At 61.0% G+C, this 24,660-nt stretch carries 24 protein-coding genes and 4 pseudogenes; 20 read left to right on the forward strand and 8 right to left on the reverse strand.

The features are described from left to right. Positions 1–141 precede the first annotated feature (141 nt). Positions 142–1,023 (reverse strand): DUF3800 domain-containing protein, encoded by an 882-nt coding sequence (locus tag LB553_RS24160; RefSeq protein ID WP_224516818.1) that lies wholly within the window; start codon positions 1,021–1,023, stop codon positions 142–144. Positions 1,024–1,495: 472 nt separating this feature from the next. On the opposite strand from LB553_RS24160, the pseudogene LB553_RS24165 reads away from it, so the two are divergent. Continuing rightward, positions 1,496–2,018 (forward strand): annotated as a pseudogene (locus LB553_RS24165) (transposase); the annotation flags it as partial. Positions 2,019–2,680: 662 nt separating this feature from the next. Here the strand turns inward: LB553_RS24165 and LB553_RS24170 are convergent. Both LB553_RS24170 and LB553_RS24175 read right to left on the reverse strand, forming a co-directional pair. Beyond that, on the reverse strand, positions 2,681–2,836 hold the full coding sequence (locus tag LB553_RS24170; protein WP_224516921.1) for a protein phosphatase 2C domain-containing protein: 156 nt from the start codon (positions 2,834–2,836) through the stop codon (positions 2,681–2,683). Between the two features lie 294 nt (positions 2,837–3,130). After that, a complete protein-coding gene (locus LB553_RS24175) occupies positions 3,131–3,598 on the reverse strand; it encodes a metallophosphoesterase family protein (protein ID WP_224516820.1) in 468 nt (155 codons plus the stop codon). Positions 3,599–4,337: 739 nt separating this feature from the next. On the opposite strand from LB553_RS24175, the gene LB553_RS24180 reads away from it, so the two are divergent. Continuing rightward, complete coding sequence (locus LB553_RS24180; RefSeq protein ID WP_224516822.1) at positions 4,338–4,793, forward strand: MucR family transcriptional regulator; 456 nt, start codon at positions 4,338–4,340, stop codon at positions 4,791–4,793. Positions 4,794–4,822: 29 nt separating this feature from the next. After that, positions 4,823–5,689 (forward strand): sulfotransferase family protein, encoded by an 867-nt coding sequence (locus tag LB553_RS24185; RefSeq protein ID WP_412033375.1) that lies wholly within the window; start codon positions 4,823–4,825, stop codon positions 5,687–5,689. Positions 5,690–5,712: 23 nt separating this feature from the next. Here the strand turns inward: LB553_RS24185 and LB553_RS24190 are convergent, their stop codons facing one another. Beyond that, positions 5,713–5,958 carry a hypothetical protein gene (locus LB553_RS24190; protein WP_224516826.1) on the reverse strand — a complete coding sequence of 82 codons (246 nt, stop codon included), beginning with the start codon at positions 5,956–5,958 and terminating at the stop codon, positions 5,713–5,715. A gap of 172 nt (positions 5,959–6,130) precedes the next feature. Between LB553_RS24190 and LB553_RS24195 the strand changes: the two genes are divergently transcribed. From LB553_RS24195 to LB553_RS24220, 6 genes and pseudogenes are all read left to right on the forward strand, one after another. Continuing rightward, positions 6,131–6,721, forward strand: a complete 591-nt coding sequence (locus tag LB553_RS24195) for a hypothetical protein (protein ID WP_224516827.1) — start codon at positions 6,131–6,133, stop codon at positions 6,719–6,721. Positions 6,722–6,734: 13 nt separating this feature from the next. Beyond that, positions 6,735–6,998 (forward strand): hypothetical protein, encoded by a 264-nt coding sequence (locus LB553_RS24200; protein ID WP_224516829.1) that lies wholly within the window; start codon positions 6,735–6,737, stop codon positions 6,996–6,998. Positions 6,999–7,124: 126 nt separating this feature from the next. After that, positions 7,125–7,686: pseudogene (locus tag LB553_RS24205) on the forward strand (SOS response-associated peptidase). Further along, a complete protein-coding gene (locus tag LB553_RS24210) occupies positions 7,683–7,859 on the forward strand; it encodes a hypothetical protein (protein ID WP_224516830.1) in 177 nt (58 codons plus the stop codon). Before LB553_RS24205 ends, LB553_RS24210 begins: the two are co-directional and overlap by 4 nt. 11 nt (positions 7,860–7,870) lie before the next feature. Then, positions 7,871–8,164, forward strand: coding sequence for a hypothetical protein (locus LB553_RS24215; protein WP_224516832.1), 294 nt, complete (start codon positions 7,871–7,873; stop codon positions 8,162–8,164). Next, positions 8,161–8,406, forward strand: a complete 246-nt coding sequence (locus LB553_RS24220) for a hypothetical protein (RefSeq protein WP_224516834.1) — start codon at positions 8,161–8,163, stop codon at positions 8,404–8,406. Before LB553_RS24215 ends, LB553_RS24220 begins: the two co-directional genes overlap by 4 nt. Here the strand turns inward: LB553_RS24220 and LB553_RS24225 are convergent. Next, positions 8,403–8,630 carry a hypothetical protein gene (locus tag LB553_RS24225; RefSeq protein WP_224516836.1) on the reverse strand — a complete coding sequence of 76 codons (228 nt, stop codon included), beginning with the start codon at positions 8,628–8,630 and terminating at the stop codon, positions 8,403–8,405. The two genes, LB553_RS24220 and LB553_RS24225, sit on opposite strands and share 4 nt — an antisense overlap. 368 nt (positions 8,631–8,998) lie before the next feature. Continuing rightward, entirely contained in the window at positions 8,999–9,307 is a 309-nt protein-coding gene (locus LB553_RS24230) for a hypothetical protein (protein ID WP_224516838.1), read from the reverse strand. 198 nt (positions 9,308–9,505) lie between these two features. On the opposite strand from LB553_RS24230, the gene LB553_RS24235 reads away from it, so the two are divergent. Beyond that, a complete protein-coding gene (locus tag LB553_RS24235; protein ID WP_224516840.1) occupies positions 9,506–10,600 on the forward strand; it encodes an ISAs1 family transposase in 1,095 nt (364 codons plus the stop codon). Positions 10,601–11,710: 1,110 nt separating this feature from the next. After that, positions 11,711–11,878 (forward strand): hypothetical protein, encoded by a 168-nt coding sequence (locus LB553_RS24240; protein WP_224516842.1) that lies wholly within the window; start codon positions 11,711–11,713, stop codon positions 11,876–11,878. A 29-nt stretch (positions 11,879–11,907) separates the two neighbouring features. Here the strand turns inward: LB553_RS24240 and LB553_RS24245 are convergent, their stop codons facing one another. Continuing rightward, positions 11,908–12,144, reverse strand: a complete 237-nt coding sequence (locus tag LB553_RS24245) for a hypothetical protein (protein ID WP_224516843.1) — start codon at positions 12,142–12,144, stop codon at positions 11,908–11,910. A 230-nt stretch (positions 12,145–12,374) separates the two neighbouring features. Between LB553_RS24245 and LB553_RS24250 the strand changes: the two are divergent. The 7 genes and pseudogenes from LB553_RS24250 to LB553_RS24280 form a co-directional block, all read left to right on the forward strand. Continuing rightward, positions 12,375–13,325 (forward strand): annotated as a pseudogene (locus LB553_RS24250) (IS110 family transposase); the annotation flags it as partial. A gap of 678 nt (positions 13,326–14,003) precedes the next feature. Then, the gene (locus tag LB553_RS24255; protein WP_224516846.1) at positions 14,004–16,445 is read left to right on the forward strand and encodes an ATP-binding protein; all 2,442 of its coding nucleotides are present in this window, start codon (positions 14,004–14,006) and stop codon (positions 16,443–16,445) included. A 5-nt stretch (positions 16,446–16,450) separates the two neighbouring features. After that, positions 16,451–16,831 (forward strand): response regulator, encoded by a 381-nt coding sequence (locus tag LB553_RS24260; RefSeq protein WP_224516848.1) that lies wholly within the window; start codon positions 16,451–16,453, stop codon positions 16,829–16,831. 236 nt (positions 16,832–17,067) lie between these two features. Further along, positions 17,068–17,460 (forward strand): response regulator transcription factor, encoded by a 393-nt coding sequence (locus LB553_RS24265; RefSeq protein WP_224516850.1) that lies wholly within the window; start codon positions 17,068–17,070, stop codon positions 17,458–17,460. Next, positions 17,460–19,199: a YaiO family outer membrane beta-barrel protein gene (locus LB553_RS24270; protein WP_224516852.1), complete on the forward strand. Its 1,740-nt coding sequence runs from the start codon at positions 17,460–17,462 to the stop codon at positions 19,197–19,199. Before LB553_RS24265 ends, LB553_RS24270 begins: the two co-directional genes overlap by 1 nt. Positions 19,200–19,201: 2 nt before the next feature. After that, complete coding sequence (locus LB553_RS24275; RefSeq protein WP_224516854.1) at positions 19,202–20,239, forward strand: HEAT repeat domain-containing protein; 1,038 nt, start codon at positions 19,202–19,204, stop codon at positions 20,237–20,239. Further along, positions 20,236–21,663, forward strand: coding sequence for a glycosyltransferase family 2 protein (locus tag LB553_RS24280; protein ID WP_224516855.1), 1,428 nt, complete (start codon positions 20,236–20,238; stop codon positions 21,661–21,663). Before LB553_RS24275 ends, LB553_RS24280 begins: the two co-directional genes overlap by 4 nt. A gap of 31 nt (positions 21,664–21,694) precedes the next feature. Here LB553_RS24280 and LB553_RS24285 read toward each other — a convergent pair whose 3' ends face one another. Then, positions 21,695–22,189 carry an Hpt domain-containing protein gene (locus LB553_RS24285; protein WP_224516858.1) on the reverse strand — a complete coding sequence of 165 codons (495 nt, stop codon included), beginning with the start codon at positions 22,187–22,189 and terminating at the stop codon, positions 21,695–21,697. Here LB553_RS24285 and LB553_RS24290 point away from each other — a divergent pair. Both LB553_RS24290 and LB553_RS24295 read left to right on the forward strand, forming a co-directional pair. After that, on the forward strand, positions 22,171–22,653 hold the full coding sequence (locus LB553_RS24290; protein ID WP_224716339.1) for a hypothetical protein: 483 nt from the start codon (positions 22,171–22,173) through the stop codon (positions 22,651–22,653). The genes LB553_RS24285 and LB553_RS24290 overlap by 19 nt on opposite strands. Positions 22,654–22,918: 265 nt before the next feature. Further along, positions 22,919–24,567 (forward strand): annotated as a pseudogene (locus tag LB553_RS24295) (putative bifunctional diguanylate cyclase/phosphodiesterase). Positions 24,568–24,660: the final 93 nt, after the last annotated feature.

The raw sequence follows: 24,660 nt of genomic DNA on the forward strand, positions 1-24,660 counted from the left end.
CAATCTTCCTCATGCTGTTGACGGAAGGCTTACCACATCGTCTGGAAGCATCGACGACCTCCTGACCGACATTGTGAATGCGACACGACTCTAGGCCAAGTATGGCGGCCATCCGGTCGGCCACAAAGTACGATCACGCGCCTAAGGCGAGACCGACGGATCCAGGAAGAACGCTGCGGCTTCCCGATCTCTTAGGCTCAGCAGGTAGTGTTCAAACGCCTTGGTCTCCGCGACCGACCGATCGAGCAATGCATTCAGTAGGCTCAGGCTTCGCTGTTCCCGCTCCCCCAGGCCGCGCCGCGCAGCCATTAATCCCGCGTCGTCTGACGAGCAGACGAACGAGAGGAATTTGCCGAGAATACCGACGATGATATCGGACAGTTGAATACCAGGTTCGTCATGGGAAATCGCAAAGTGTTTCAGCTCGCGATCGCGGTCGGTGAATGACAACCGCTCGATACGCTCCTTCACGATCTCCTCAACGCCGAGGATGTGCTGGGAGTTCTTGAAGAGACAGAGCCTCTGCACATAAAAGCGCGCGCAACTCTCGACCAGCACGTTGGGTGTCTCGTCCTCAAGATAAGGAAGGGCATCGAGCGGTTCCGCAATCTGAAGCACACCTTTCAGCATCATGTGGTTGAACTGCGGGAGCAACTCCCGCCGGTGCTCCAGGAGATCGAGGAGTTCGGCCACGAAAGCCGGCCGCCGTTCTGGCCCCACATCCGGGTACCGGTAGCGAATGAAAATATCAACGGTGTCGTCGCAGTCGTGGCGGAGGAGCGTATAAAGGTCATTCTTGAGCTGAGACGCAACCGCCAGCAGAGCGGCCGCGGCTCGCGCTTTCAGAATTGAGTCGATTGTATCCACAATCGACCAATAGAGCGGAATAATCGAGTATTGGACGAACAGCTCCTGTTCGATGAGCCATTTCAGGAAAATCTCCAACCTTGGCGCGTTGAGCAGCTCAAGAATTTCTCCGGCCGCCACATGCTTGAGTCTTATCTCGGGGGCATTGAGTTGCATACGTAGAGCCGAAGCTCGGCAATCGGCAACGGTCGCGGCGTCCCGCGGTGCACAATGCCGCCCACGACAAAGCACTTTGGCTCGCGCACGTTGAGCCCGTCCGATCGCACGTGCAACCGGCGAATGTTGTTCGTCTCGTCGTAGTAAATTATGTACCTATCATCAGCCTTAGCAAGGCCATGAAGGGTGATCTCACGCTCCCGGATCGACCTGACATCAATCACACTCGCTCCCTTGGTCATCGATCTGCGCTGCCCTGATTTCGATTGTGCGTACGCATGCGCTAGCAGTTCGACTTGCGCAGGAAATGCAAGCATGAAGTTGTTCGCTTCACGAAAGCAGAGGCGCCGAATTACGGCATAATGCTAGGTCGACGCGGAGCGAAACCAAGAATAAGATAGCGACACGTCTCATTGCTATCAAAAGTGCGCCGATCTCGCATCCGTCGTGCCGACGGTTCAAACCCAATCTCGCTACGCTGTGGAGGCAGTATTGCCGGCTGTACGATCTCGTCGTCAAAGAAGTGGCGCGCAGCGAACTGTGCCGACGCTTCATGGCGATCCCGGCGTCGGTCCGGTCACGGCACTTTCGTTTACGACAGCGATCGACGATCGTCACGCTTTCGCCGCTCACGCGATGTCGCGGCCCACTTCGGGCTGACCTCGCGGCGATGGCAATCGGGCTCCTCGATTGACGTTCAGGATTGCATATCAGGAGCCGGTGACGCCGATGTTCGACGCTCGCTTTACGAGGCGGCTTCGGGGTGATGACGCGCTTCAAGGCTCCGACAAGGTCAAGGGCTGAGGTCAGGCGATCGCCAAAACGCTCCTGACCGCCGCAAGGCCTGTGTCGCCGTGGCGTGCAAACTGGCGGTGACCATGCTCGCCATGTGAAGCGACGGAATGGTCCATGCCGGCGATTCCGCGACGAACCGAAGCGATGCTGCCCGGCGCGCTCATAGGAAGGACCGCCGGCTTCCGGGAGCGCATCCATGAACGCGCAACGGACGTTGAAACGCGTGGCGTCGGCGCGCTGTCGGGCGCCATCTGACACAAGGAAACCGCTCCGGCGGATGAGGACTAGGAACGATGGAACGCACGTTATCTCGCTTGCGGCCGCCCGATTGCGAGGCGGCAGGACCACGCCGGATTGCCTATGACGATGCTCCGTCTGCCCGAGGGAAAGTGCGCCGCGAGGGTTCCAGTGTTGCAGATAAGCAGCGCAGCTACGCCGTCCCAGAGCGCGGAAGACTGCACGGCGCATCCGAAATCAGCGCCAGCAAACGGAATCGTGGTATAGAGCATAGAGTGGCATATTATTGCATTAATAAGTCCTCCAAAGTACGACCGATTAAGACGGCAAGGTAAAATGACACACATTGTGCCGCAGTCGGTTGGTTGTATTTGCAATGAATTACGACGCGGTTTTGCAATGTGCGGGGGTTTACCGCACATTGCGAGAAGCGCGATGTCGCGGTGAGTCCCGCGTCTTAATGCAGTGTGGCCGAGGACCGGCAGGACCACCGCGGCACTGATCCGGGTGATAGCCGTGGGCTGCCGGCGCAGCGAAGTCATCAGTCTGCGTTGGGGCGGAGTGCCGACTGTCAGCCGTCTCACGGGGACGGCGCGATGGTGGTGTCGGCCAGGATGACGGGTGGTCACACGAGTTCAAGCAGTGTCTGGCTGGCAAGCCAGGACCCGACTTCAGAATAGGCTGCGCTCCCAGCGCCATCGCATACGACAGCCGTCAGAACCTGACCTTCGGGGCCGTCGAAAAGCCTTGATCGCCTGTTCGGCCGCCGCCACGCTTTCAGCCGGCGCTCCGTCCGTGATTAGGAACACCCAAGGGGGTAATAGGAGATGCCGTTGGCCTTGTTTGCGGCGCCGGAGCATTTCCAAGCCATGCTCGATCGCCGCGCCTTGGCCGCCCTTCTTAGGCCTTGACGCACACGACCCGGTCCCATTTCCCCCATTAGGATTGCAGCCCGTTGCCTGCCCGCCGTAGAACCGTTGCGACGGGTTCTTTCGCTGTTTGCCGGCCGCTTAGAAAGTTCTGATGGCCGCCCACTCGGCCATGATCACGGGCGCCTCTATCTGCGTGCGACGTATCAACCGTCGCCCAACTCGTGAATGACCGGTTGCATGTGGCTGGGCGTGACATCGACTGTCGCCAACGTGATCGGCAGCTTGAAGCGCCGCCGGCCGGCGCTGCCAGGATTTAAGTAGAGCACCCCATCAACGGTCTCGATCATCGGCACGTGAGAGTGGCCCGAGATTACCATGTCGATGCCAAGGGCCGCGGGCGAGATCTGCAGCGTCTTTAGGTCGTGAAGCACATAGATGGTTCGCCCCGCAAGCCGCACGTGCTCAGTGTCAGCGTATTGCGCGGCCCAGCTTCCGGTGTCCACGTTTCCTCTGATGGCGGTAACCGGCGCAATCCTGCGAAGCGCGGCGATGATCTCCGGCCCGCCTATATCTCCGCCGTGAATGATGTGATCGACACCGGCCAGGCGACGCTCTGCCTCAGGCCTCAACAAGCCGTGCGTGTCCGAAATGATGCCGATCCTGAATATCATCGTTTGAGCCATGGGACCCAAGGTGTTTGTGATCAGAAACAATCGATGTAAAGGCGCGTCCCCATAAATCTGGCACGCGCGCGCGGAGATCTCCGGGTCCGATGGCTCGCCGCTCAATTAGCCAAAATGTTGGCTGACCCGCCGGAGTTCACGCGATTGGCGAGCGGGCCCACTCGATCCGCTCGGCTCGGTGAGAATAAACATACGCCCTTGCTAATCTGTACTTCGCATGATCACGTCACCGCAATAAGTCGACGTGACATTTCGGTTTATCGATGCCCAGTAATTTTCATTGGGGGCTGAGATGGCGGCCGCAGTCCTGATTACGTGCAATCAAAACGCAATGCATTTTTTGCGCCACGGCACCAGAGGGGACGTTCCCTTTCTCCGCCCCAGAGTTAGCACGACTGACCACTCTCAGGCAGCTGGATTATGGTTATGACTTCAACGCTCGAGCTTCAGGTTCGCGCCCAAAAGTTCACCGACCAGGTGCTCCAGACGCTACTCGCGACTCCGCGCTCGCTCCCGGACCACTACCTTGGGATGCAGCTACAGGGGTGCGCTATCGCGGCGCGAGCCTCCGTCGCGACGTGACCGCGTCCTACCGCCTACTGCATGTTAATGCCGGCCACGACCAAGGTCGTAGCAATGGCTTCGTTAGGTAATCCTCGGGCTGTTGCGCTTGGACAGAAACCGGCTAAGAGAGTTAGGCTATTTGTTGCGAGGATCGGAGATATGCATGCCGGAAGAGATTGAGAACAGCCGAAGCCAGTTGATCGAACTCACTGCCGATATAGTGTCCGCGTACGTCAGCAACAATGCGGTGCCGGTTGCGTCTCTCTCGGATCTGATCGCGAACGTGAACTTCTCGCTTTCGAAGATCGGAGGATCGGCCGAACCAGAAACGCCGGCCCAGGCGCCCGCGGTCAATCCGAAGCGATCGGTTTTCCCTGACTACATCATCTGCCTCGAGGACGGGAATAAGTTCAAATCTCTGAAGCGTCATCTCAGCGTGCACTACGGCCTGACGCCTGACGAGTACCGGGCCAAGTGGGGCTTGGCGCGCGACTATCCAATGACGGCGCCAAATTATGCCGCCCAACGGTCAGAATTGGCCAAGGCGAGCGGACTCGGTCGAAAAACGGGAGCAACGCGCGTTGCTAAACAGACCAGAAGGCGAATGCAAAAAGCCTAAAAGCTAAGGTCCGCTCACTGTAAATTGCAATGCACTCATCAAGTCTATTTTCGGAAGCGACGCCTCCTATCGTGATCGTCAATACTGCTCACTCGGGCAGTCGACTTCTCACTAGCATTTTGGTGGACGCTGGCGTCTACATGGGCAGTAACGTCAGTGGCTCACTAGACTGCCTGGAGATGGTGCCATTGGTTGAGCACGCCATTCTATCTTCGAGAAGCGGCGTACCTACAGGGAACGAACTTCGCGACCCGGAAAGCCGCCGCCTGGCGAAATGTCATATCGGCAAACACCTGCAGAACATTGGCCAAGCGGAGCGGTGGGGATGGAAGCTGTGCGAGACGCTTCTCATTGTTCCTTTGATAAAGGCCTATTTTCCGCAAGCGAAATTCGTTCACCTGATCAGGGATGGTCGTGATGTGGCGTTGAGCCCTTTCGTGGCGCCTAAGGCGCCATTGTGGCGAAAAGTCTATTTCGGCAGTTCCGAACTTTCGTCGTGGCACGGATTTCCGATGACGCAACGAGCATACCGAGCCCACGGCATGCTCTTCAATGCGCACAGGTGGAGGTATCACGTCGACCTCGCCAGAGGGTTTTCTCAATGGCTCGGCGACCATTATATCGAGGTAAAATACGAAGACCTTGTTCTTAATTACGATGTCACTCTCGACAGGCTCTTTTCCCGCTTGAACTTGCCAGAGGCTCCGCCCAAGAAGCCGCGGCTCTCAGCGAAGTCGATTGGAAAATGGCGTCGATTATCGCCGACTGATCTCGACTCTTTGGCCGCCATAATGGAGCCTACACTGGCCGATCTCGGATACACACAACGCGGTGCGATCCCTCCGGCGCGACGTGCGACGTTGTTCGAGAAGCTTGCGTATGGTCGGTATTTTTGAAGATGGTTTCGTGGGGCCGTCCGCTACTCATCCCGCCAAATCACCCGCTTCTCCCATCGGATCTGCACCAGGCGCCGATAGCGGATGGTGTGGGCCTGCTCGCCGGTCGCGTGGAATAACTGCGCGCTCATCCACTCCCGGCTCCCGCACTTCTGGCAGCGCGCCTTGTCCCTCACCTCATCGATCGTGACGTTGCCGATCACCTCCCGTAGCTCGAGCGGCTTATAGTAGCGCGTGATATTGCAGCGGGCGCAGCGGATGCCCGCCACCTGCCCCGCGTCGTGGGCATGCGTCAGGGTCCAGGCGGCGCCTCTCGGCCATTTTTGCGGTTGTTCCGGCATACTCTGAAATGAGGAACATATTCCTGCCTGGTCAAGAGGCTCTTGACTCCAGTGTTCTCATTTTGTTCACTGATGCTCTGACAGCCACAGGAGGCCGGTCATGGACATTATTATGAACGCCAGGGGAGCCACCCCTGAAGAAAAACAGCGCGGCCTCGCCGCAGCTCGGGCCGTGATCGAGCAATCTGGCCTGACGGCCGAGGAAGCGGCGGAAGGCTCATTCGCAGTTGAAGGCTTGGATGAGATGGGTTTCCCGCCGGACCAAGAGCCATCGGAAGACGAGTATGCTGCGGCTGACGTTTGGTGGGCGGCTAGCAATGCCGCAATCAAGGCGTGTTGCGAAGGGTGGCCGGACGAGAAGCGTATGCAGGTCAGCGGCCTGCAGTTGCTGCATAATCCGGATGTGCAACTCGCCGACCGCACCACTGCACTCCCCCGGATGCGGGCCCTCATCCAGGCCGAGGACGGCAAGCACGAATATCATGACCATAGGGTCTTCTTGCTTGCTCTGGCCGCCACTGCTGAGGTTCCGGATAGTTCGGAAGCGCAGCAACTCGTCAGCGCCGTAACGGTTGCCTATACGTCTCTGTCGCTCGCAGGGTTCCACCCAAATGAGCCTATCGTGTCAAAGCGCCAGGCAGTGCTCGACGCGATCGACGCTCTTGAGGCGGGATCAGCGCCGCTCAATTGAGAAAGGCCATTGAATGTCCACGCACGTCCTTCCGGAGCAGAGAAAGCCGAAGCTGATTGTTGTGGTCGCATTCGATCGCGGCGACGACGGCGAGTTGTTTCCTATGTACGGCCCGGCCGACCAGCAAAGCGAAGACCGGGCGATCCGAACTGCAAAAGCACTCGCCGGCAAGCATGCGGGCGTCATCGCATGGAGCAGGGATGCCGATCCGGCGCTTGGGGACTACGGCCCGCCAAACACTTTGTTTGTGAGCGGTGATGTGCCCGACATGGAGTGATAGACATGTGTGGGCGCTACACCCGTTATCTCCCTTGGTCGGAAATCCATCGCCTCTATCGGCTGACGGCGCGGCCGATGTCGGGCGCAACGATGCGCCGCGTACAATATCGCGCCGACCGACGAGGTGCCTTTCATCACCGCCGCAGATGACGGTGACCATAAGGTTCGCTCGGGCCGTTGGTGGCTTGTGCCTTTTTGGGCGAAGGAAATGCCAAAGGCACCGATGTTCAATGCGCATCGAGAGCGTCGATACCGCTTTTCGAGATGCGTTCAAGTCTAAACGCTGCCTGATCCCTGCCGATGGCTTCTACGAATGGACTATCAGCCCGGCCGATCGCGGCAAGGACCCCTGGCACATCTTCCTGCCCGGTCACGCGCCTTTCTCCTTCGCTGGCCTGTGGGCTTACAACAAGACGCTGGACATGACGAGCTGCACGATCATCACCGAGCCCGCCGGCGAGCCGATGCGCCAGCTTCATGACAGACAGCCGCTAATCCTCGATCCAGCCTACTACGACGTCTGGCTGAATGCGGACACGCCGGCGAGCGACCTTAAGGCGCTGCTCTCCCGCGACATTGACGGGCAGCTTCAATTCAACCGCGTCGAACGGGAGGTCAACGCCGCCACGATCAACAAGCAGCCCAACGACCATTCCGGCCTTGTGGGACCCATCAACCCGCTATGAGCGACGAAATCAGACTTCCACGGCCCGAATACGCTACGCCGGCTGGCGTCCAGCACCACGTTTGCGAGCACGACGGCTGCAGCAAGGACGCCGGTTGGGGCTTTGCCAAGCCGAAGCAGGCGCCGCACTGGTTCTGCTTTGAGCATAGGGCTGAAGGCGAGCACTTCCTGTAGGAGCATGACCGATGTCCCGATATCAATTCGTGCATGAACTGGAAAGCACCGCCGACCACATTGCGGACGCTTCTCGGGCGGACATGCAGGTGCTGTTGCGGCGGGCCGCGCTGCTGATCAGAAACGCCGGTGGGGTCAGCCTTGATCCCCGCACCGACGACGCGCTGACCAGCCTGGCGGCCGAGATGGGCACTGCTAAGCCGGATCTGGTGGAAAAGATCGTCGGCGAATGGCTCGTCGCCAATGCTTATCTGCCGGTGCCGCGCCAGTTGGACGAAGAAAGCACGGTGGACGGCAACGGATGATCAGCAGACCGAGACGCGAAGGCGACTACCCCGACCGAGAGGTCGACAGTCAGGAAGCTATGGAGCCCGGTTTTCAGGCGATCGTGGATTGCATGCTTGAAGCAGGATGGGGGCGCGCCGAAGTCATGCGCTCCCTGCGACGCCTGATCGCCGCCGACAACATGACCCAGAAGGAAAACGCCAAGGTCGAGGCAGAGCTTGCCATTGCTCGGGCGATGATCCGGGCGGGAAAGGCGCTTTAGTTGTCGCCCTTCGCGAGCGCGCTTTCGTCGAGCTCTGTTTCGAACGGATCACTCACCGGCTTCGCCTCGGTGCCAATCGGCACGCCGTCGAAGCCCTGCAGCCAAGCGTCGGCATGCTCTGCCCAATAGTCCGGCACGGCACGTTCCTTGCCGTCTTTGCGCGCCTGCTGTCCATACATCCAACCGTAGGTGACGCGCTCCTGGCCTTTCTTGGCGACTGCCATTTATTGTCTCCAGGCTCGTTTCAGCGAAGCGTGACGCAGCTTCTCCCCGCCCTTCAGGGTTTCGACCTGGCCAACGAGGCCAGGCCTCAGCCACTGCGCTCTTTCCTTCTTCAATTCCTTTGGGGACGGCGCGCCGGTCAGGCCTTGGACCTGATCCCATAATTTCTGCCGCTGGTCGAGCTTGAGTGGACGACCGCCGCGCCGACGTAACGGCCCTTGTCGGCCATCAGCACGCGCGTGGCCTGGCCAGGGTCACGCTGGTAGCCGATGATCTCCAGCGTTTTCCTCTGGAAGCATTTCACCTTTCGAGATGACGGATGAGCTCGCCTGGTTCTTAAATGACCTGGACCGCCAGAGAAAGCGCCCCACTAGGTGGCTTTGTCGACCAGCGGCGTCTTTCTCTTAGGTGGCACGTAGGCAGTCACCAGCCTGACCGTATCGGCATTCACAGTGAGCGGCACGCCGAGATTGACCGTCACTTTGCCATCGCCGACGCGCGTGACATCGCCTATCAGCTTGATCGGTTGGCCCTGCTTCACGGTCGATGTCCGATCCACGGTGGAATGCGGCTGATTGTATGACGGGATCCAGACGCTCACCCAGTCTTTTGTCACCCGCCTGCGAACCGTGGCTGTGATAGCAACTTCATCGCCGATGTTGATGCTGCCCTTCACCATCCCGGGATTCTGGTGCGGCCGACGGCTTCGTCAAGCGACCTCTAACATATTGCCGCAGCCGGGTGTTCTGAAGCTTGGACGAGCTACAATGGTACATACGCCAGGGAACAGCCGTCTCCCGACCCGTCTGTCCGTGCAACCCGCAGGGGAATCGCATATGGCTTTTTGGGACTTGAAGTTGGCCTGAGAAGGGATTCTTTGGGCAGGCAGTCGAACGAGGGAGAGACTGCCATTTCCAGCCTTGAGAGCTATTTCGGCGCGCTGCCCGATCCGCGCGCTGGCAACGCCACGCATCGGCTTGGCGATCTGATCGTGATGATGATCGCCGCAAGCCTGTGTGGGGCAAGCAATGCGACTGAGTTCTCGCTGTTCGCACAGGAGCGCCAGCAGGCGCTGTCGCGGTTGATCGAGTACGAGGTGGCGCCCAGCCACGACACCTTTTCCCGGCTGCTGCGGCTGCTTGATCCGGAGGCATTCGGTCGGGCCTTCGCCGCCTTTGCCGCAGGCTTCGCGCGGGCCTGCCAAGAGGTGGTCTCGCTTGACGGCAAGACGCTGCGGCGAGCCTATGAGAAGGGCCTTGCGGCCAGCCCGCCCCTGACGGTGTCGGCCTTTGCCGCCGAGACGCGGCTGTGCCTGGCGGCGGTGTCGCCGGGCGATGGAGAGAATGAGGTCGAGGCAGCCCTCAAGGTCGTCGAACTCATTGATCTTGCGGGCAGAATGGTCACGGCCGATGCGCTCCACTGTCACAAACGCATGGCACAAGCCATCACCGAACGCGGCGGGGACTACTTACTCGCGCTCAAAGGCAACCGCCGCCATTGGGTCGCTCATGCCAAACAACATCTGGCCGAAACAGCCCTCGCTGTGGCGGAGCGGAGCGAAACCAGCCATGGTCGCAGCGAATGGCGGCAGGCCGAGGTCGTGGCCGCCATCAAGCCACTGATGGCCGGCCACGAAGCCTTCATCCGCATCACCAGCCAGCGCGATCAGGCCAAGCCGATGACGCGCCTGTTCATGGCTTCCACCTTACTGTCGCCACAGCGGGCGCTCGAGCTCACGAGAGCTCATTGGCAGATCGAGAACGGCCTGCATTGGATGCTCGACGTTCATCTGGATGAGGATCAATCACGTGCCCGCAAGGACAATGCCCCGGCCAACACCGCGCTTCTCACCCGCATCGCTAGAAACATCCTTCAGGCCGCCGACGTTGACAAAGTCCCCATCAGTCATCGCATCAAGAAATGCGCATGGAACGACGACTACCTAGTCCAGGCGCTAACCCATATGCGATAGCCCTGGTGCAACCCGGGAGAAGGCGAACCAAAACACGGCGGCCTCCGTCTCGTCGGTAACTCGCGCCTTTCGTGAACCTAGTCTAGCTGGCAGTTCCTATTCTGGCCGCACACAGCGGTGTTTCGGCTACCACTCTTTGACTGGCTGTCACCACTTCACCGGCCACTGTCTCGACAACGTAACTTTTCATGCAGTGCTCCCGTCGGTCACCGACCAACGATGATCGCGAAGCCTTGTTCCTGCTCGGAGGTAACGACGGTTACACTGACCGCGGATTTGGGCCGCCAGTGCTTCAAGCGCTGCACACGGGCGCGTATGGGCAGCCTGTGTTGGATTTCGTTTCTGCTGCTGAGGGCGACATATATTTGGCAGACCCAGCCGGGTCCCGGTAGTGTCTCATTTCGAAATTTGACGGCAGGCCGAACCGCCTCACCGCGTTTGCTCCCATAGACCGAACCGCCTATATGCTTAAGGGACAAAGCATAAGCGAGGTCTTCAGTTGGCGATCGGAATTTGCAGGATAAAGAATGGCTGGGCCACGCAGGATAGCTGTGGGTTCGGTACGGCGACGGCAAGGAATTGGAGATGCCAGCCAGGGAATATGAGGCAAAGGCTTACGCGCCCGGTATCGATGATCTGCCGGCTTGTCCGCCCAACAAAGGCAAGCAAGATGCCAACCGGACCTAAAGGCCTGAAGCGAGACCCGCCGACGTGATCGGCAACGCCGTTCGCGTTATGCCGCATCGCCACTGGCGAGGAAGCCGACGACAGACGACACCAGCTCAAACTGTGGCTCCCATCCCATTGCCCAAGCCCGCTGCGAAGGTCGATGGAACACGTATGCGAGCAGATGGACGCCGTTGCGCCGAAGTTGGGCAGGCAAGCGCGGTGTGGCTACACTCCTAACGATCGCCCGCTTGCCCCCATAACGCTGATACGGCTCACAGTTGCCGACAAATCTAAGAACGTCAAATCAAACTGAGACATTACCGGATCCATAACGCTAGCCATAAGTCTTGTTAGGGCGTAAGCTGTTTTGGTCGCCCGCGCATAACTGGCAACGGACGCTTGGAAGAGACGATCAGGCTTTCGCCCAACCGGAGGAAAGCCATGCCCAGCGAGAGCGGCCGCGAAACTCAGACTGCTAAGCAAAAGCAAGTCAACTGGCTTGTAGACAGAACTGGCATCACCAATACACAGGCCTATGAGCTTATTGACTTGCTCGGTGTGGGCAATCTGCCGTCGCTGGTGCGTGAAGCGCTTTTGCTGAAAAAGTAGTCCTGCCCAAGGGTGGCGACTTCCCACCCTCAGGTGCAGCGTTTCAGCAGATCGATCCGCAGCGCATGTCGCGAAAGTCCGAGCGCTGCGGCGTACTCGGCATGGCGCATGCCGCTCCAGTTCATCGCCTCGACATGCATGCTCCACAACGCCCGAAGCGCGATCGGACCGCTGTCCGTGCGCTTGCCGTAGCGATAGCGCGACCGCCTTTGGTAACCCTTCGGCTGCGGCGCCTTGCGCTGGCGTCCGGTCTTCTTGCGACGCAAATTCTGCAGCTTTTTCGCACGCTAGCGCAGGTCATCGTTGCTCACCAGATGGTGCATCCACAGCTCGAATGCTCCTGATCGAAAGATCGCGCTGCCGGCCGATTGCCGCCCGTAGTCGGGGCAAGCGCCTGGCCAAGCAGCAAAACTGTGCGTCGACTGAAGGTCAACTGGCGATCGCCGGCGACTCGGCGGCAAAATCTGCTCCTGTGAAGCAACGCAGGAGGCGAACGATGGAATTCTTTTGCGGACTGGACGTAGCGATGGACGAGACAGCGGTGTGCGTCGTCGACGATCATGGCGTCGTGCATCTTGAGATAACGGCGGTGACTGATCCCGACGCTGCTGTTTGCGGTGCTGAAGCCATTTCTGCCGCACCTGCGGCGTGTCGGTACGAGGCCGGCGCGTTGTCGCCGTGGCTGCATCCAGAGCTCAAGAACTCGGCCTGCCGGCCGTCTGCCTGGAGACGCAGCACGTGCGCGCCGCGGTGTCGGCGAAGCGTAACAAGACCGACAAGGCCGATGCGCTGGGCATCGCCCACATCATGCGCTCCGGCTGGTCCCGGCAGACCCATCTCAAGTCGCAAAGCTGCTACCGGACGAAGCTTTTGCTGACGCATCGGCGCAATCTGGAAGCCAAAGTTCCTCGACTTGGAGAACGCCATACGCCATTCGCTGAAGGCATTCGGCATGCGACTGGGCAAGGTCGGGCGAGGGGCTTTCGAGTAAGCGGTGCGCACCGCGGTGGCGGAGGATCCGCTGTCCGCCGAGTTGATGGACGCCATGCTGTCGGCGCGCGCAGCGCTGTGGACACAGTATTGCCGGCTGCACGATCTCGTCGTCAAAATTGTGGCCCGCAGCGAGCTGTGCCGGCGCTTCATGGCAATCCCCGGCGTCGGGCCGGGGCCGGCACTCTCGTCATGACGGCGATCGACGATCCGTCGCGTTTCCGTCGCTCGCGCGACGTCGCGGCCTGACCTCGCGGCGCTGGCAGTCGGGCACCTCGATCGACGTTCAGGGTCGCATATCGAAAGCCGGCGACGCGGATGTGCGGCGCTCGCTTTACGAGGCGGCGTCGGGGCTGATGACGCGCTTCAAGGCTCCGATAAGGTCAAGGGCCAGGCGATCGCCAAACGATCATGCCACTGCAAGGCCTGTGTCGCCGTGGCGCGCACTTCCTGCATCGCCGCGCGGGTCACTTCGGGCAGCCCATCCGGGTTCGAAAGCAGAATGTCTTTGACGCAGCTATGGCAGTCTTGTTTTCAGTCTTGGTCTTCGGTGGCGTTCCTTCGTGGGAATCAGGTAACGTTGAACATCACCGGCGTGCCATGACCGCCTCCCTCAACGAATTTGCAGAACTCTCAGCAAACTACCTGCCGGCCGCGACGAGAGCGCCCGATCGGGCGTCAGCTGGTCGGGGTTGCGCAGCCCGATCGAGTGCGATCCAGTAGATCTCCGTCGGTTTTAAATTAGCTTTGAGAGCCGCGTGGCCCCCTTCGCGGCGCACGCCAGAAACGCGCTCCGGCCCCAACTGGGCCGCCTTAGAGCAGTGAATTCTAAAGTCTCGCCCGGAGCCGGCGATGCCACTAAAATGCCGAGCAGCAGTGCTGCAATTTTAGGCCGTACGAGGATCTTTTGGCCGCCGCCGGGGAAACAGAGTCCGGAGAAAACAATATGGAGGTTGTGGGGACCACAAGCGGTCAGTCTCGCCCAAGATTTTACCTGATGCTTCCAGAACCGCGCTGATGGCGCCCGCCATTGTCTCCTCGGGGCGCCACCGCTCAGGCACTACGGCAAGTGAGCAGGCGTTTAGACCTCGGATAGGTTTTGACGGTATTTATTTGGAAAAAGGAGCCGGAAGTCATGTCCGAGATATGGCACTCACTCCTCGCCAATCTTGCCTTGGTCTCCATCCTAGTCGTCGCCTGGGATCTCGTGGCGGATTTTACCGGGCGTCTGTCGCGGTTGATGCAATCGCTGCTTCTCGGCGTGGTGATGGCCGTGGGTTCGATCATTTCCATGGCGACGGCCCTGTCTGTCTCAGGTTTCATTGTCGACCTGCGCGCCGCGTTTATTGGTGCGGCCGCATTCTTTGGCGGTTGGCCGGCGATGTTCATCGCTACCGCCGGCTCAATCGTCTATCGGTTCTATCTTGGCGGGCAGGGTGCCAGCGTCGGCATCATGAGCATACTGATCAGCGCTGTAGTCGGTCTAGTATGGCACCACATTGTTGGGTCGCGCTCACGCTCCATGTTCGACGTTTTCGGCCTCGGCGTGTCGATCGCGCTTGCCGGACTGATCATGCTTCTAGTCATACCGTCGCACGTCGTGACCGGTTTCGTTCAGCAGAGCACGTTCCCCTCCCTCGTGCTCCGCTTCCTCAGCACGTTCATCATCTCCGTGCTGCTTGATCGGCAGCAGAGGCGTCGCGATCTCGCCGTGTCCAATATGATCTACCGGGCCATGGTTCGCGAGCTGCCGGATTGCCTCAACGTGAAGGATGTCCACGGCCGCTTCGTCGTAGCCAATCCAGCCACCGCCCAAATGATGCGCGCCGCCTCGGTTGAGGACCTCATCGGCAAAACGGATTTCGATTTTTATCCGAAGGACGTGGCCGAGCGCTTCAGGCAGGACGAAATGGGTTCGCTTGTGGCAGGGCAGACATTGCGCATCGATCAGCCCGCGCTTTTCCCGGATGGCAGCCAAGGTTGGCTCTACACCATGAAAGTTCCCTTCCAAGACGAGTCCGGCAAGATCACCGGCGTCATCACCTACAATCGCGACATAACCGAGCAGAAGAAAAACGCCCAGCTCAAGAACGACTTCATCTCCACGGTGAGCCACGAGCTGCGCACGCCGCTGACATCCATCCGCGGCTCGCTCGGCCTGATTGCGGCGGGCGTGGCGGGCGAATTGCCGTCGAAGGCGGCCAATCTCGTCAACATCGCCCACAACAACAGCGAAAGGCTGGTTCTTCTCATCAACGATATCCTCGATATGGAAAAGATCGAATCGGGCGTGATCACCTTCAAGATCAAGCAGATGGCTCTGCGCCCAGTTCTGGAGCAGGCAATTGCCGCCAGTTCCAATTACATGGCCGAGAACAGGATCCGCATCGTCCTCGTCGATGATGCCCCGCGCGCCGAGGCCAATATCGACCCGGACCGTGTGCATCAGGTGATGGCGAACCTGCTGTCGAATGCGATCAAGTTCTCCGATCTCGGCGGCTCCGTGATGGTGAAGCTCCAGCGTCGCGACCGAGACATCCTGCGCATCTCCGTCATCGATCAGGGCGCTGGCATTCCGGAAGCGTTCCGCAGCCGCATATTCGGCAAGTTCGAGCAGGCCGACGCGTCCAGCACCCGCAAGAAGGGAGGCACCGGCCTGGGCTTGAGCATCGTCAAGACAATTGTGGAAAAGCTGGGCGGCGCCGTTTCCTTCGAGACGGAGGAAGGTAAGGGAACCTCGTTTCACGTCGATCTTCCCGAGGCACACAGGCCGGCCGAGAAGCCGGTTTTGGTCGAGCGACGGGCGCGCAAGCGCGATGGCCGGCTGCGTGTCCTCATTTGTGAGGACGAGGCCGACGTCGCAACGGTAATCGCGGCACTTCTCGATGCGGAAGGCTTTTCCACCGACGTTGCCCCGGACATCGACACTGCCATGGCGCTCCTGCGCTCCCGCGACTACGTCGCGCTGACGCTCGACATCAAGCTGGCGGGGGAGTCCGGCATCAAGCTCTTCCACGATATACGGGCATCACCGGTAAATTCCGATATTTCGGTCATCGTCATCTCCGCAGTTGCCGATGAGGCCAAGCGCTCGCTGAACGGAACCGCCGTCGGCATCGTCGACTGGCTGGAGAAGCCAGTGGATTCGGCGCGCCTTCAATCGGCCCTTGCCAAGATCCTCGCCAGCAAGGTCGAGCGGAGGCCGAGGATCCTCCACGTCGAGGACGACGAGGGTGTGCTTGCGGTGATGTCAGCGGGGCTGGGTCCGGATGTTTTGATCGCCTCTGCCAAAACGCTGCAGGAGGCTCGAAGGGCGGTCGCGAAGCATCGCTTCGACCTGGTCATACTGGACATTGCGCTTCCCGACGGATCGGGGCTGGACCTGCTCATCGATCTGCCGCTGGAGACCAGAGTCATCGTGTTTTCGGCGGCGGAGCCGGATCAGAATCTCGGCGACCGGGTGCAGGCAATGATGACCAAGACCAAGGCATCGGAGATCGATGTCGCCAGGTTGGTTAGAAGCATGTTGGTCTCATCGCCCGATGGCGCCGGACCTACCCCCCGTGCCAAGGAGTGACGATTATGCCGGCAAGGATCCTCTATGTAGATGACGAGGATGATATCCGGGAAATTGCCGAGATGTCGCTGGAGCTCGACCCTCAGTTCGAGGTTCGGTCCTGCTCTTCGGGCGCCGAGGCGCTGGTGGTCGCAGCCGATTGGCAGCCCGATCTGATCCTGCTTGATGTGATGATGCCGGAAATGGACGGACCGGAGACGCTGAAGCGCCTGGCCGCCTCACCGCCGACGGCATCGATACCCGTGGCGTTTATCACCGCACGCACCCAGACGCATCAGGTCGAACACTATCTGGCAATGGGAGCGGTTGGCGTCATAGCCAAGCCCTTCGATCCGCTGGCGCTGGCCGGCGAGGTTAGGACGCTGCTTTGGGGCCGTCCCGGCTAGCCCAGTCGCCCGGTCGCGAAGGCGGCTGCAAGGCGCCTGTCGCCAAGCTCCATTTTGCCATTTACGGTCCTATACCATGGCCCAATATTCATCTACAGATTGTGTCGAAATCAAACCCTCGCGAATCGGCTTTGTTAGGATCGCGGTGCGGGCGGAATTTCCAGCATGGGCCGCTTTGGCGGATGTCGGTTCATGCGTAGATCACTCCGGGGGGCGACGGAACCGGAGCAGGCCTGGTGAATGGAGCGAAGGCAAGAGTTCTGATCTGCGATGACGACCCTTTATTGCTCGAACTGATGGAATTCAGGCTGAGGGCAAAAGGATATGAGGTCATCAAGGCGGTGGACGGGGCCGAGGCGCTGGCGAAGGCGGAACAGGATGGCCCCGATATCATCGTGCTCGACGCGATGATGCCAAAGGCCGATGGCATCGAGGTGCTGGCAAACCTCAAGGGCCATCCAGCCCTGTCGGAGATACCGGTCGTCATGCTCACCGCCCGCAAGGCCGAAAGGGACATCGTCTCGGCTCTGGAAAAGGGCGCTGACGACTATCTGGTGAAGCCATTCATTCCCGAAGAGCTTTTGGCCCGGCTCGCGCGTCTCATCGCGCGCAAGGGCGGGAAGCGCTGATGCGGCGTGGCCGGCGCTTGAGCTTTGCCGCATGCTTGGCCCTGGCGATCGCCGCCGACCCCGCGTTGGCGCAAACGGCCGACGAGCTCTACGCTTCGGCCGTGAAGGCGAGGCAAGCGCAGAATTTTGATGAGGCAGCCGACCTGCTTAAACGTGCGCTTGCGCTCAAGCCCGATAATGCCGATGCGCTGGTTCAGCTAGGCTTCGCCGAGCTCGGCCGCAACGACCTTCTCGCGGCGCGGGACGCCTTTTCCAAGGTGCTTTCCCTCGCTCCGACTTATCGGGATGCCTCGTTGGGAATGGCCGAGGTCGAGTTCCGCTCCGGTAATCTGGATGCCGCGCTGCCGCTGGCCGAAACTGTCGCCAAGGCCGATCCGGCCAACGCCGACGCCGCAGCCCTTGTCGGAAACATCCGCAAGGCGAAGCAGGTCGGCAATCCGAAACCGGCTGCCGCGGCTCCGGCGAAGGCGACGAAACAGCTTCGCCAGCCCGATCCTGTCCCTGGCCTGATCGAGTTGGGCAGGCGCCTCCGGACAGCCGGAAAGCTGCCCGAAGCGGAAAAGGCCTATCGCCGCGCCCTCAAGCTGGCTCCGAAAGACACTGACATCCTGGTCGGGCTTGGCCTTGTCGTTGGTTCCAGCCAACGCTTCGACGAAGCCGACCGTCTCTTCGACCGCGCGCTGGCCATAAAACCTTGCCTTCTCGATGCTAGGCTGGGCAAGGTGCGCCTGGCGATCTGGCAAGGTAACACGCCGCGCGGCCGCTTGGCGGTTGACGGCGTGCTGGCGACCGCGCCGGACAATGTCGAGGCGCTTGACCTCGACGGCAGGATCGCCCTGCTCGAGGCCGATTACACGAGGGCCGGACAGTCGTTCCAGCGCGCGCTGACGCTCGAGCCGCAGAGTGCCGAGGCGCTGGTCGGGATCGGCGACGTGCGCCGCGCCGAGGGCGACGACGAGGCGGCGCGGCAGGCCTATCGTCAGGCGCTCGCCCTCCAGCCGGCCTCCGCCGGTATCAAGCAGAGGCTGGCCGTGCCGCCGCCGCGCAAATGGCGGCTCGACCTCGGCAGCGAGGTAAGCGATCTCACCAATGGGCTGGGCGACTGGACCGACAGTTCGGCCGGTCTCGCGTATCGGCTGTCGCCGCGCACGACGATTTCCGGCGGCACCCGGCTGGCGACCCGCTTCGGCCATACCGACGTCCAACTCGAGGGCCGCATCGACCAGGCCTTCTCGCCGGCCTTCTCCGCTTATATGCTCGCCGCGGCGACGCCGGATGCCGATTTTCTGGCGCGCTATTCGGTCGGCGCCGGCGCGTCCTGGCAAGTCGTGGCGCCGGCAAGGGCGTTCGGCCCGCTCTCGCTCAATGTCGACGCCCGCTACGACGATTTCGCCGATACCGGCGTCACCAGCATCCAGCCTTGGATCCAGGGTTATGTCCTCGACGGCCGCCTGGGGCTATCGGCCCGCTGGGTGCATGCCGAGGACGATACCGGCACGCGCACCGATGGCTATGTGCTTCGCGCCGACCTTGGGGTAACGGAGCGTTTCAACGTCTTCGCCGGCTATGCCGACGCCCCCGAGATCGACGGCGGCGCGCTGGTGCCGACGCGCACCGTCTTCGGTGGCGTTTCCTTCGACGTCAGCGATCCGCTGACGCTGCGCGCCAGCATCGCGCATGAAGAGCGCCCGACATTCGACCGCAACATATTCGGCCTCGGCCTGACGGCGCGGTTCTGACCATGTGGTACATCTGGGACCTGTCGATACTGCTCAGCGCCTTGTGCCTGGTGATCATGCTGTTGCTGATCGCGCGCCGCGTGCTGCAGGAGCGCCGGGGCCGGGCGACAGCCGACCAGCGGCGCCAGATTCTGACCGCGCTGATCGCCTTCTCCGAAAACCGCGATCGCGAGGCCTTGAAGGCGGCGGTGCTTGGCGTGCCGGCCGGTGTGGCGATCGACGCCGGCTTTGAGTTCATTTCGCTACTGCGCGGCGAGGAGAGGGACGACGTGCTTGTCGCCTTCAACGAATGCGGCCTGCCGGCCCGTGTCGCCAGGCAGCTGCGGAAAGGCAACGTCGCCGAACGCATCCATGCGGCCGAGATGCTGGCGGCGCTGGGTTCGGATGATGCCTCGGCAAGCTTGCTTTCGGCACTTTCCCAGGACCGCGCGCGCGAAGTCAGGATCGCTGCGGCCATCGCACTCTGCGACCTGGGCAGCCTGCCCCTGCTCGGCACCGCGCTCGACTTTATCGGCGCGGCGGGGCAGCGCTCGCGGCGCCTGATCGAGCTATTCAGGCGCTTTCCGCGCTCGCGCTTCAACGAGCTTGCCGTCCACGCATCGCGAGTAGATGCCTCGCCCTTCGTCAGGGCCGCCACGATCGACGCGCTGGCCCGCGCCGGCGGCTTCGGCTTCGCCGATTTCTTCGCGGGCCTGACCGGTGATGCCGCGCCCGAGGTTGTGGCCGCGGCGCTGCGGGCGCTGGGTCTGACGGGTCACGCCGAGGCGCCGGCCATCCTGAAGCGCGCCATGGCCAACGACGATTGGGACGTGCGCGCCGCTGCCGCCGAATCCGCGGGCCGTCTCGGTCTGCCCGAGCTTACCGCGCCGCTGTCCGCGCTGATGGACGACGAGATCTGGACCGTGCGCTATGCCGCCGCCAACGCGCTGCGCTCTTTCGGCCTGTCGGGAGAGCGGCTGCTGCGCGAGATCGCTTCCGCCGAGGTTTCGCGCAGCCAGCGCACCGCTTCGCTTATCCTTGCCGAGGGGCCGGCCCTATGATCGCCGACTGGAGCCAAGAGGTCGTTCTTGCCGCCACCATCCTGTCCTGGTTCATCATCGGGGCCGGGCTGGCGCAGACGACGATCTATCTCTTGCAGCTCGTCGTCGCCGGCTACGCGCTGTCCCAGCGCCCGCCGGTGGCGCGCTCGGCGCTGCTGTGGCAGCGCTACGGCGACGTCGCGCCGCCGATCGCGCTCTTGGTGCCCGCTTATAACGAGGCGCTGAACGTGGTCGAGAGCGTCCATTCGATGCTGGCGCTCGAGTATCCGAATTTCGAGGTGGTCGTGATCAATGACGGCTCGAAAGACGACACGCTGCAGCGCCTCATCGACGCTTTCAAGCTGGTGAAGTTTCACCGTCCCTACGAGGAGGCGCTGGCGCACCAGCCGATCCGCGGCGTCTATTCCTCGCCAATGACTGAACGACTGTTCGTGGTCGACAAGGAAAATGGCGGCAAGGCCGATGCCCAGAACGCCGGCATCAATGTCTGCCGCGCGCCGCTCTTTTGCGTCATCGACGGCGATTCCATCCTCGAGCCCGACGCGCTGATGCGGGCCGCCCAGCCCTTCATCGACGACCCCGAGCGCACCATCGCCGTGGGCGGCACGATCCGCATTGCCAACGGCTCGAGGATCGAGGCGGGCAGGGTGCGCGAGATCCGCCTCCCGAGCCGTCTGCTGCCGTTGTTCCAGGTGGTCGAATATCTCAGGGCCTTCCTGATGGCGCGGCTGGCTTGGAGCAGCATCAACACGCTGATGCTGGTGTCCGGCGCCTTCGGCATGTTCCGCCGCGCCGAAGTCGTGGCCGTGGGGGGCTTCACCAAGGGCTCGATGGGCGAGGACCTCGACCTAGTCATCAAGCTGCACCGCTATATGCGCGACAGGAAGCGCAAATACCGCATCCAGTTCATTCCCGAACCGGTGTGCTGGACTGAGGCGCCGGAAACGCTGAGCGTGCTCGCCCGCCAGCGCTCGCGCTGGCAGCGCGGCGCGCTCGAATGCTTCTTCCGCTACCGCTCGATGCTGTTCAACCCGCGCTACGGCCGCGTCGGCTTCCTCGGCTTCGGCCACATCCTGGTTGTCGACGTGCTGGGACCGGTTGCCGAGGTACTGGGCTATGTTCTGATGCCGGCCTTCTGGCTGCTCGGCATCCTGTCGGCCGAATATCTTCTCGCCTTCACCGCGCTGATCTTCATCTATGGCGTCTGCGTGAGCGTCTCCTCGCTGATCCTCGAAGAGGCCGAGCTTCAGCGTTTCCCCCGGGCCAGGAACCTGGCCGTGCTGACGGCCGCAGCCGTGATCGAGAATTTCGGCTACCGCCAGCTCAACAATTTCTGGCGCGTGAAAGGCTGCTGGCAATTTTTACGCGGCAACCAGGGCTGGGGCGAGATGACCAGGACCGGCCTCGGCGGCGCGAAGAAGTAGGCGCGGCGGGCGGCCTCAGGCCGTGGCCAAGTCACTCCAGCGTCCGCTCAATCTCCGCGATCACCGCAGCAAGCGCCGCGTGCACGCTCCCGCCATCCGCCCGCTCGACGAGCAGCATCTCCAGGATGGACGCCTGCTTGCTGATTTCCGCGAAGCCGAACGTCCCGGCAGCGCCTGCCAGCGAATGGGCGACGCGGATTAGCGGCTCGTTGCCGGGGAGGGGAGGCGCCTGATGCGCGGCCTTCAGTTCCGCAAGCTGATCGGCGCATCGGGCGAGGAAACGCTCGCGCAACGGGGCGAATGGATCGTCAGGGATAGGCGGTGCTCCACGGCTGTTGGAGTATTCAAGCAGAAAGCAACCTGGGTTGAAGCGGGTTGCTATGACCGTCCAGCCTTGCAACGACAAGTCATCCCGCTGATCACGCTGGGGGTTATGTCCGCCTTTATCGAACGTTTTGCGCACGATGCCAAGGCCGCGACTGGACGACAAAATATTGACCCATAGCTTTGGCGGTCGACCTGCCATGCCGGGCCGCCATTCTCCACGGCGAAGTAATTGTATCAGCCGAGCGGAGCTCGCTCGATTCCTCTCGATTGGAAGTTGCGATCTGGAACGAGCCGAGCCGGCTGGTGTTCGTCGCGTTCGACATCCTTCATCTCGACGATCGCAATCTAAGCCTGTTACCTTTGCTGCAGCGCAAGCGTGCGCAGCGGCAACTGGATGACCTGGCCTCGGGAAGATCCAATACAGCGAGCATTTCGAGGGCGATCTTTCGCGCCATGGAGAAAACCGGGCTCAATGGCGTGATTTCGAAACGTGTCAATAGCCGCTACCGGAGCGGGCCGTCCAAAACGTGGCTGAAGGCCAAACTATTCGAGAAAGCCAATTTCGGACTGCTAGGTGCGCCATCACGCCCGGGCGGCCAACGACGCTCTAGCGCCGGGAACGCCGGCGCTGGGCCGACTATCCGAAAATTTCCGATCTTTTAACGATCGATGATTGATCATCGTCGTGAATAACCTGGCGTCGACCGCACCGGAGCATGGCTCGCGACTGCACCACACGGCGCTTGTTAAGAATGCAAGTCGAAAGTTTGCCAAGCTTGACGGCTATGCTATTTGTTGACTCGGGGACGTATATTGGCACCGCCTATGGAGGTGGCACTTGCATCCAAAGGCATCGGGCGCCGGCAAGGAGGGGGAGAGGCCTTCGTCCTCCGCTCCACGTACTGACGACGCGCTTCTTGGTGACCTCTTGTCGAACACCTCCGATCTCGTGTCGTTCTATGACCGCGACTTCCGCCTGAGGCACTACGCAAGCAAGCTCAAGGACATGTACGGGGGCGCGGTAACGCTGGGTGCCGCCATTTGGGAAATCTACCCAAGCTTCCTGGATGCCAAGTGTCGCAACGATTTTCTTCGGGTGTTTGAGGGCGGCTCGCCGGCAACCATCGAATTGCCGCGATCGTCAGGCGAGGCGTCCCGGTCCGTTTTCGTCTTCGGCACAGCAAACGGTGTCGGCATCATCGAATCGAAGGAGCCCGGCGGGCGTAGCGCGACGGAGGATCAGGAGCATTTAACTCTGCTCCACCAGGCGACGCACGACGTTCTGACCGGCCTGCAGAACCGCCGGCAATTCGGCGACCGGCTCCATCAAGCACTGGCTACCATCGGTGGACAAAAGCCGAAAGCGGCCCTGCTGCAAATCGACCTCGACGATTTCAAATCGGTCAATGACACGCTCGGCCATGGAGCGGGCGACACGCTTCTTCAACTAGCGGCAGGTCGAATACGCGACGTGCTGCGGGACGGCGAATCTGCGTATCGGTATGCAGGCGATGAGTTCGCTGTCATCCAATTGGGAAAAGAGCAACCCGCGGAAGCCGAACGCCTCGCCGGATCGTTGGTCGATGCGTTCAAGGAGCCGTTCGTCATCAACGGCATTCCCGTCTTCGTCGGCTCCAGTATCGGAATTGCTTTCGGGCCGGAGCACGGAACCGACGGCGAGCAACTGATGAAGGCCGCTGACATTGCTCTTTACGCAGCCAAGACGGACGGACGCGGTTGCGCTCGAACGTTCAACCGGTCGATGCTGCTCTTGCTCGAACAGCGCGAGAATCTGAGGCGCAGCCTTCGAACCGCGCTGGAGCGGGGCGAGCTTTATCTGGAGTATCAGCCGCTCATTCGGCCTCCCTCGTCGGTGGTCGGGTTCGAGGCGCTCGTGCGGTGGCGACACCCCGAGGTCGGGATCATTCCGCCCGGCGTGTTCATACCGATCGCCGAAGCCGACGGCCTGATGGACGCGATTGGACGGTGGGTGCTCGAGGAAGCCTGTCGCCAGGCATTGACGTGGCCTCCCTCTCTAACGGTCGCGGTTAACCTGTCGCCGGCTCAGTTCCTTAGCGGTTCGCTCACGGACACAGTCGCTCAGATCATTGACGGGGTTGGAATCCGCGCCGACCGGCTCGAACTGGAGATAACCGAAACGGTTCTTCTTGAGAAGACGATCGACAATATCGACACCTTAAATACACTCAACGTCTTGGGCATACGAATTTCGCTCGACGATTTTGGAACCTACTATTCGTCGCTGAGCTACCTTAAAAACTTCCCTTTCGACACCTTGAAAATAGATCAGTACTTCATCGCCGATCTGGAGACCGATCTGAAAGGCCAGACGATTGTGCGATCGATCATAAATCTGGCGCAGGCCTAGGAATAAGCGTCACCGCCGAGGGAGTAGAGACCTCAGGGCAGGCAAGGTGGCTGATCAAGGAGAATTGCGATTGCCTGCAAGGCAATTTCCTGGGACTGCCGCTCGGAGCCGAGCCAACCAGGGACTTCATCAAGCGGTCACCGCCGAACGTGGCGCGAGCGATGGAGGAATCAAATCGGCCGCGCTAACGCCTTGCACCCTTTGTTACCGTGAAGTCGGTTTGTGGAAAGGATCGAGGCCGATACCGGGCAATCCTTCGAGTCAGTGCGAGACTGACTCAT

Origin of the sequence: Mesorhizobium sp. CA8, assembly GCF_020164955.1 — a bacterium.
Taxonomy (GTDB): domain Bacteria; phylum Pseudomonadota; class Alphaproteobacteria; order Rhizobiales; family Rhizobiaceae; genus Mesorhizobium.